Here is a 7,896-nt window from a genome sequence, read left to right as displayed (position 1 = left end):
TGAATTATATATCAGTGGTCTATAGTTCCAATAGGTTATTAATAAGGTTATGCTATATTTTGTATAACGGAAGTGGGATCAAAAATCTGCGAGACTATTTAAACCGATCCTTAACCGATGACCTATGAGATCTGTTCAAGATCTCGTCTCGAAGCTCGTCCATCTTTTCCGCATTACCGCCAAAACCATTACCTGCATCGGCATAACTCCCTGCTTCATACTTGAGAATGACGTCTGGATTTTGAGTTATCACAGCTTCTGGGTCAACCTCAAAGAAGCTACCAGGATGATTGCTGAATATATTATTGCCACCTGCGGTGACGACGCTTTCGTGCAATCCAAAGGACCCTTCTCCATAAGTGTTGTAATTCAAGGGGTAGTACTCCTCAAAGTAGACTTTTGTTCGATCATCCTCTGGAATGTCCTTTAACCGGCCTTTTATCTCCTCCATCCAACTGTTGTAGAATTCTATGAACTCTTCCGCTTCAGCTTCTTTGTCTAGAATGTATCCTAGTTGCCTCAATTCTCCTACGTACCTTTCGATTCCTACGAAATCAGCTCCAATAACGGTAATTCCTGGATCAGTTTTATTCAACGTCTCTCGAATGTTTTCGACTCTGGTTTGATGAACTGGGACATTTGCAAATACGAATACAACATCCGGATCTAGACGTAGTATCTCCTCGTAGTCGGGATCATTTACGTAGCCGATATTTGAAGACCCTTCGATCTTGTAGAAATCGGTTTTTTCAACTATTTGTCTGTTGACGCCGACTATTTTCTCTGATGCACCAATAGTCTGGATCGCTTCAGTGGTTCCATAGTGAAAGCAAATTATCCTATCGACCGGTTTTTTAACCGTGACAATTCTGTCGGCGCTGTCGACTATCGTGATCTCGCTCTCTTCTCCGTTTATAATCTGCTTGATCTGGGTAATATCTTTCTCGGTGACTTCGCCATCGTAATTCGCGTCGGAGAACTCTGTCTTTTCGTTCGTCCCTTTTATCACGCCCTCTACATATGCTATATCATCCTCGTCGATCGTCTCGTCCATATTCGCGTTTCCGTATACCTTGAGCACGTCATCTGAGGCATTCACGGGTGTAGTCACCAACAAGGTGAATAATGCCAGTCGTGCCAATAACCATGTCTTGTTATCCATTTCATCATCTCCGCAAGTTATGTAAAATCTAGATAAATATATAAAACATAATTATTTATTTTTTATGGTTACTAGATCTTACTTAAATGCTTATAATTCGTTTTATGTTATAAGTTTTGTGGTATTTATATCATAAATATCCCTTTTAATTTGATATTATATTATTTATTCATACCTGTTAGCAAAGGTTTATATATGTATCTTATTAACAATCCACGACACCACAACTATGGAGGATGCTTAATTTGGTCAGAAAACGATCGGATACGAGGTCAAAGATCTCTTATCGCGCGGTTTTGATGGCATTGATCAGCGTCGTCTTCTTCTCTTCCTTCATCGCATTAGCAGAAGAAACGATTACCATCGTCGATTCAGCGGGCAGAACTGTAGAATTACCCTACCCTGTGAAGAGCGTCGTGGCCCTGAACGGGAACGTACCAGAAGAGATGATCGCCCTCGGCGCCGGGGATAAAATCGTGGGCATACATCTCGGAACAAAGACCAACGTCGACCGGGGTTTACTTCCTGGGCTGGAGGATGTGGCCGTCATAGGAGATGAGGCCGACCCTAACTACGAAAAGATCGCAGAACTCGGCCCAGACGTGGTGATACAGTACGCCTCCTGGCCACCGACGCCGGAAGAGCTTCAGGCGAAATTGGACCCCTTCGGAATACCTGTCGTTGCCTTGGACCTCTACAGGATGGAGGTCTACAACGATGAGGTGGAACTTCTTGGCAGGATCCTGGGGCATGAAAAGGAAGCAACGGATTATATAGCCTTCATTCAAGATCAGTACGATCTCATCGACGAGAGGCTTGAGTCAATCCCCGAAGAGGATCGAAAGGTGGTATATTTCGAGGGTGCTCGCCTTTACCAAACCTACGGAGGCGCTGGTTTTGGAGCCGGCATACCTGGGATGATTATGGCAGGCGGTGGTAAGGATCTCTATCCGGACATCAAATCTGATGTCTTCGATACCAATCCAGAGGACGTAGCAGAGAGGAATCCCGACGTAATCTTCAAGGGGATCTCAGAGCCCAAAGGCTACTTCATGGAGGACGAAACCGTTCTCAAGAACCTGAGGGAGGAAGTGATGAGCAGGCCAATGTGGTCTGATACCACTGCAGTGAAGAACGGCGAAGTCTATGCTATAAGCTTCGACGCCACGGCAGGTCTCAGAAAGAAGTTTGGGCCCCTCTTCATAGCCAAGGCCCTCTATCCTGAGACCTTCTCCGACTTGGACCCAGAGTCTTTCCTCATGACGTATCTGGAAGACTATCTGGGACTGGAGCCCCAGGGCTTTTACATATACCCACCCCTATGAATGGTCCCATAATATTTTTTTAACCATGAGGAGTTGAATCAGATGGCAGATCTGGATTACATACTTGCGGACTGGGACAAGGCGGAAGGGGTAGCTACATCCGAGGGATTTATAAAGCCGCTCATAGCCACCAAGAACGTATCAGTAACGGCTTTGGAGATTGCGCCAGGGGACGAAGTGCTCCCCCACAGTCACAGTGGTCTTCCTTATTTTGAGGTGGTTCTATACGTCGTCGAGGGGGATCTGGAGATCATCTTCCGGGACAAACGCGTTCCAGTTAAAACGGGCATGACAATAATGGCCGATCCGAACGAGCACGGCTGGTTGAACAGAACTGAAGAGACGGTAAAGGTTCTAATGATCCACTCTCCACCTCCTTCATGGCAATCTCCCGAGGAATTCCTCGAAAAGGTTCGCAAGTACCAAGATCGAAAATGATCGGATATCTGAGCTGATGATCATCGGGTCTAGGGATAAGAATAAAATTTGAGGAGGGAGGATCGGTGAATACCACAGACAACACAAGACAGCTATACATGAAATACATCGCCAGGAAGATGCTTTTCATAGTCGTCTCTCTCGCGATCCTCTTTTTTCTCGTCTTGCTGTCCGTCTCGATAGGCACATCTATCGAGAGCTTAAAGGACCTGCAAAGCCTGAAAGACGTTCTCACCGCAATAGTCGGCCGTTTCTTCCCCCAGGTGGAGACGAATCCCTTCATGGAGAAGGTGATCTGGAATTACAGACTGCCTCGAGCCTTGTTTGGGGTGGTGGCTGGGGCTGGCCTGGCTATATCAGGCGCGGTTATGCAGGGGGTGACTCGCAACCCCCTGGTCAGCCCCTTCACAATAGGCATATCTTCGGCTGCAGCCTTCGGAGCGTCTATCGCCATTATTTTGGGAGCAGGATTTGTCGGGATCGGCACCTACCTCATAATGATGAACGCCTTCGTCTTTGCCCTAGTTTGCGCTGTCATAGTCTTCGGCCTCGCCAAATTAAGGGGTGCATCTCCTGAGACTGTAGTCCTGGCGGGAATCGCCCTAACATACTTTTTTGGGTCCGCCACCGCTCTTCTTCACTATTTCGCTTCGCAGGAACAGCTTAGCGCCATGGTTAGGTGGACATTTGGCACCCTCTCCGGGGCCACTTGGGGAGGGATCAGTATTATAACGGCCGTGCTTGTTATAACCATACCCATGATGATGAAGTACTCATGGGATCTGAACGCTACCTTCTCTGGAGGGGACGAGACCGCCAAAAGCCTGGGAATCAACGTATCCAGGGTCAGAACCGTCTCTCTGATCCTCTCCGCCTTCGTTACGGCCACCATAATCAGCTTCACTGGAATTATCGGTTTTGTGGGCCTGGTGGCGCCCCACATATCCCGATTTCTGATCGGAGGGGACCACAGGTTTCTGATCCCTGCTTCGGGTATAATGGGATCAATACTTGTTGTGGGTGGGGACATAGTCGGCAGGATCGTAAGCCCGCCGATAATGTTTCCCATCGGTATAGTGGTATCTTTCGTAGGGGTCCCGATGTTCCTATACCTGATGATGACGAAAAGAAAGAGATATTGGGAATGACTTCTTGCCTTTAGAGTTGCGAGCCACTATATTGATGTAAACCGCCGTAATGGCGGTAGAGGTCCAGGATAAAGCCTGCGCGGCTCGGGCTCTCCTCCTCGCAGACCTCCAGGACGACGTCACCGTCGAGGGCCTCTGGCCGGGGGACGATCGCCGCCTCCACGATGAAGGAATACTCCTCCTCGAAGCCGGGAGAGCCGGAGAGGTCCACCGCCTCAAAGACGATCTCAAGCCCCGCCGTCGATCCGTCCTCCAGCTGGCACCGCCAGCTGTCGTCCTCGGCGTAGAGGGTCTTGCCGTCGAGCTGTAGGACTTCGACGGAACCGTCGGCAATCAACGTCATCTGAGAATTTCCACGTCCGCCAGCCTCTTGACGGAGATCTCCCGGAGCCCCCGGTACCTCGGATATCTCGCCGACCGCCCGGATCCTGTCGCCCTTCGCCACCTTCCCGGCCACCTCCTCTGCGCCGCCCTCTGGCTGACGAATATCGGCATCGTGGAGGACTGGAGCCTCAGGATGAGGTGGCCGTCGGTGGTGAGCTGGATGGATTTCACCGTCCCCTCGGCGACTACGGTGATGGGCATCTCTGCAGTATCGGCCTCGAAATCCCCCAGCGCCCAGGAGGCCGCAGCCAGAGATCCGAGGGCCATGAAGAGGAGCACCACCTTCTCCTCCCTCTGCATCGCCACAGTCTTCCGCCATTCTAAGGATTGCGCCACGACGACCGAAAAAGATAGGATGAGCGGCCGAGGCAGAGGACCCCCACGGTCATGGTGTAGAAAATGTGGGATGCGGAGTTAAGGGCGTTTCTGGCGGGGGCCGGTCAGGGTCCCCAGCGGCCCACGTCGACGATGGCGCGGGCGTTCTCTTCCAGGGCTTCTTCGCCACCGAGGGCGAGGATGACTGGTGTGAGGGCGGGGAGGTCGGAGAGGAAATCTTTGCGGGTTTACTCGGCTAGAGCAGAAAGGATCTCTCGCCAGAGGGCATGAATCTCGGACGGGGCAGGTTCTGATAATCGTGCATTGGTCATCGATTAAGAGAAAAATCGCGAGGTAGCAACATTCCGAATAGCAAGTCCTTCGAGTCTTGGTCGCGTACCCAGATTACTGAATAGCGCTAACGGGTGACGTAATGGCTGTTTGGCGGAAAATACGTCCCTTGAATTCGATTCGAGTGGCGATTTTCAGTAGATCGAGTACGCGACCTAAAATTGAAACTTTAATCAATTGACCTTCTGGTGAAATGACTTTAAAGTGCAGACCTCTGAATTTAGGTGCAGAGAGGTTTAGGTGCAAAGCCTATGGAGAGGAAATATTTATATATAGGATAACCAGTTGATACTAACATCAAGTTAGTAACTGTAGATGTTCGAATCTCTTGAGCTGGTCAGGATCAGATAACTAGGATAGGTTGAAATAAAAAGATATTGATATTGTATGGTGATTGATATGGCAGAGGAGTATACGCTCAAAGTTGGTGAAGCCCGTCCTTCCGATGTGGGAAGGGGGATCGCGAGAGTTGACCAGGCCGTCATATATAACGCCGGATGGCAGGCGGGGGACGTCCTTTCCATCACAGGCAAAAAGAAGACGGCAGCCCTTCTCCTCCCCGGCTATCCGGAGGATACCGGGACGGGGATCGTTCGCATCGACGGAAACATCAGGCGGAACGCCGGCGTCAGCATAGACGATAGGGTCCCGGTTAAGATCATCAAGTCCGCTGCCGCTGGCAAAATCGTCTTTGCGCCGACGGTCCCCCTCAGGATCACCGGGGGCGAGGAGTATCTGCGCAGATACCTGGACGGGAGGGTCCTATCCAGGGGAGATGTAATCGAGATCTCCGTCATGGGCAGGAAGATCGAGCTTGTAGCGACGAAGATTTCGCCTGTTGCAGAGGCGGTCATCATAGGCGACAGGACCGGGATCGAGATCAGCGAAAAGCCCGCAAAAGAGGAGAGGGCGATCCCGAGGATCACCTACGAGGACATAGGAGGGCTCGGCCCCGAGATCAAGAAGATCAGGGAGATGATCGAGCTTCCCATGAAGCACCCCGAGCTCTTTGAGAGGCTGGGGGTCGAGGCGCCCAAGGGGGTCCTCCTCCACGGTCCCCCAGGGACGGGAAAGACCCTCCTGGCGAAGGCCCTCGCCTCGGAGACGAACTCTCACTTCCAGACCCTCAGCGGTCCCGAGATCATGTCCAAGTACTATGGCGAGTCGGAGGAGAGACTCCGGGAGATCTTCAAGGAGGCGGAAGAGGAGGCCCCCTCCATCATATTCATCGACGAGATCGACTCCATCGCCCCCAAGAGGGAGGAGGTGACCGGAGAGGTGGAGCGGCGGATCGTCGCCCAGCTCCTGGCGGTGATGGACGGCCTCGAGTCCCGGGGAAAAGTGGTGGTGATAGGAGCCACCAACAGGCCCGACGCCCTCGACCCCGCTTTGAGGCGGCCGGGGAGGTTCGACCGGGAGATCGAGATCGGTGTGCCCAACCGGGAGTCGAGGCTCGAGGTCCTACAGATCCACGCCCGGGGGATGCCCCTCGCCGAGGACGTCGACCTGGAGAAGCTCGCCGACATCACCCACGGATTCGTCGGAGCCGATATCGCGGCCCTCGCCCGAGAGGCGGGGATGGGGGCTCTGCGGCGGATCGTACCGGAGTTGGATCTGGACGTGGAGAGCATACCTGCCGAGATCCTCAACAAGATCCAGGTCGTAAACGAGGACTTCGTCGACGCCCTCCGGGAGCTTTCACCTAGCGCCATGCGGGAGGTGCTGGTGGAGTCGCCGAACGTCCACTGGGATGATATCGGGGGCCTCACGAACGTCAAGCAGGAGCTGATGGAGGCGGTGGAGTGGCCCCTCGCCTACCCCAAGCTCTTCAGCCACATGGCCGCGACGCCGCCGAAGGGAATCATGCTCTACGGCCCCCCGGGGACGGGTAAGACCCTGATGGCCAAGGCCGTCGCCACCGAGAGCCAGGCGAACTTCATCTCGGTGAAGGGGCCCGAGTTCCTCTCCAAGTGGGTCGGAGAGTCGGAGAAGGCGGTGAGGGAGACCTTCAGGAAGGCGAGACAGGCTGCCCCCACCGTCCTATTCTTCGACGAGATGGACTCGATAGCTCCGGCCAGGGGAGGCGGGACCAGCGACTCTCACGTCACCGAGAGGGTGATAAGCCAGATCCTCTCGGAGATGGACGGGCTGGAGTCCCTCCACAACGTCGTCGTCATCGCCGCCACCAACCGGCCGGACATCATCGACCCGGCGCTCCTGCGGCCCGGGAGGTTCGACCGGATGGTGGAGATAGGGATGCCGGACCAGGAGGCGAGGCTTGAGATCCTCAAGATCCACACCAAGAAGAGGCCGCTCGCCGAGGATGTGGACCTGGGAGCGATATCCAAGAGGACCGACGGCCACTCCGGCGCCGACCTCGCAAACGTCACCAACGAGGCGGTGATGCTGGCTATCCGAGAGTACGTCCTCGCCGGAAAGCCCCAGGAGGACGAGGAGATCGCCAAGTACAGGATCGAGAACAAGCACTTCGAGGAGGCGCTCAAGAAGGTGCTGCCCAGCAGGAAGGAGAAGGATGTCTACAGCAAGTTCGCGGAGATCACCTGAGGCGCAAGCCGGGGCAGGCCGTCAAACCGGCCTCCACCTCCTTTTCCTTCCAGCCGTTTCTCCTCGTTTCTCGTTCAGCATTTTCCCATGTAAAACCCTATTAAATCGACAACAGGGGCTGTTATCCTCCAGCCCCTGGTGCTCTCTTTCGCACTTCATACCCCGCATTTGCCAGGTGCCGAATCATATCGTCCAGGGAGATTCCTTG

The 7,896-nt window shown here is 53.3% G+C and carries 8 protein-coding genes; 5 read left to right on the top strand and 3 right to left on the bottom strand.

Annotation, left to right across the window (positions count from 1 at the left end; genetic code table 11):
- Window positions 1-94: 94 nt before the first annotated feature.
- The gene (locus tag P0O24_RS11950; RefSeq protein WP_316969984.1) at window positions 95-1,162 is read right to left on the bottom strand and encodes an ABC transporter substrate-binding protein; all 1,068 of its coding nucleotides are present in this window, start codon (window positions 1,160-1,162) and stop codon (window positions 95-97) included.
- Between the two features lie 245 nt (window positions 1,163-1,407).
- Between P0O24_RS11950 and P0O24_RS11945 the strand changes: the two genes are divergently transcribed.
- From P0O24_RS11945 to P0O24_RS11935, 3 genes are all read left to right on the top strand, one after another.
- On the top strand, window positions 1,408-2,487 hold the full coding sequence (locus tag P0O24_RS11945; protein WP_316969983.1) for an ABC transporter substrate-binding protein: 1,080 nt from the start codon (window positions 1,408-1,410) through the stop codon (window positions 2,485-2,487).
- A 42-nt stretch (window positions 2,488-2,529) separates the two neighbouring features.
- The gene (locus P0O24_RS11940; RefSeq protein WP_316969982.1) at window positions 2,530-2,925 is read left to right on the top strand and encodes a cupin domain-containing protein; all 396 of its coding nucleotides are present in this window, start codon (window positions 2,530-2,532) and stop codon (window positions 2,923-2,925) included.
- A 65-nt stretch (window positions 2,926-2,990) separates the two neighbouring features.
- Window positions 2,991-4,073: a FecCD family ABC transporter permease gene (locus P0O24_RS11935; RefSeq protein WP_316969981.1), complete on the top strand. Its 1,083-nt coding sequence runs from the start codon at window positions 2,991-2,993 to the stop codon at window positions 4,071-4,073.
- 10 nt (window positions 4,074-4,083) lie between these two features.
- Here P0O24_RS11935 and P0O24_RS11930 read toward each other — a convergent pair whose 3' ends face one another.
- Both P0O24_RS11930 and P0O24_RS11925 read right to left on the bottom strand, forming a co-directional pair.
- The gene (locus tag P0O24_RS11930; RefSeq protein ID WP_316969980.1) at window positions 4,084-4,416 is read right to left on the bottom strand and encodes a hypothetical protein; all 333 of its coding nucleotides are present in this window, start codon (window positions 4,414-4,416) and stop codon (window positions 4,084-4,086) included.
- On the bottom strand, window positions 4,413-4,763 hold the full coding sequence (locus P0O24_RS11925) for a hypothetical protein (protein WP_316969979.1): 351 nt from the start codon (window positions 4,761-4,763) through the stop codon (window positions 4,413-4,415). The genes P0O24_RS11930 and P0O24_RS11925 overlap by 4 nt, the downstream gene beginning before the upstream one ends.
- Window positions 4,764-4,858: 95 nt before the next feature.
- Between P0O24_RS11925 and P0O24_RS11920 the strand changes: the two genes are divergently transcribed.
- Both P0O24_RS11920 and P0O24_RS11915 read left to right on the top strand, forming a co-directional pair.
- Window positions 4,859-5,032 (top strand): hypothetical protein, encoded by a 174-nt coding sequence (locus P0O24_RS11920; RefSeq protein WP_316969978.1) that lies wholly within the window; start codon window positions 4,859-4,861, stop codon window positions 5,030-5,032.
- 478 nt (window positions 5,033-5,510) lie between these two features.
- Complete coding sequence (locus P0O24_RS11915; RefSeq protein WP_316969977.1) at window positions 5,511-7,688, top strand: CDC48 family AAA ATPase; 2,178 nt, start codon at window positions 5,511-5,513, stop codon at window positions 7,686-7,688.
- Window positions 7,689-7,896 lie beyond the last annotated feature (208 nt).

The organism is Candidatus Methanocrinis alkalitolerans (assembly GCF_029167205.1).
Taxonomy (GTDB): domain Archaea; phylum Halobacteriota; class Methanosarcinia; order Methanotrichales; family Methanotrichaceae; genus Methanocrinis; species Methanocrinis alkalitolerans.
The sequence above is the reverse complement of the archived record's forward strand: the minus strand, read 5'-3'. Positions and strand labels throughout refer to the sequence as shown.

Excerpts from the sequence above, each read along its gene's own strand:
- P0O24_RS11950 (WP_316969984.1), bottom strand. The coding sequence starts at position 1,162 with ATGGATAACAAGACATGGTTATTGGCACGACTGGCATTATTCACCTTG.
- P0O24_RS11940 (WP_316969982.1), top strand. The coding sequence starts at position 2,530 with ATGGCAGATCTGGATTACATACTTGCGGACTGGGACAAGGCGGAAGGG.
- P0O24_RS11930 (WP_316969980.1), bottom strand. The coding sequence starts at position 4,416 with ATGACGTTGATTGCCGACGGTTCCGTCGAAGTCCTACAGCTCGACGGC.
- P0O24_RS11915 (WP_316969977.1), top strand. The coding sequence starts at position 5,511 with ATGGTGATTGATATGGCAGAGGAGTATACGCTCAAAGTTGGTGAAGCC.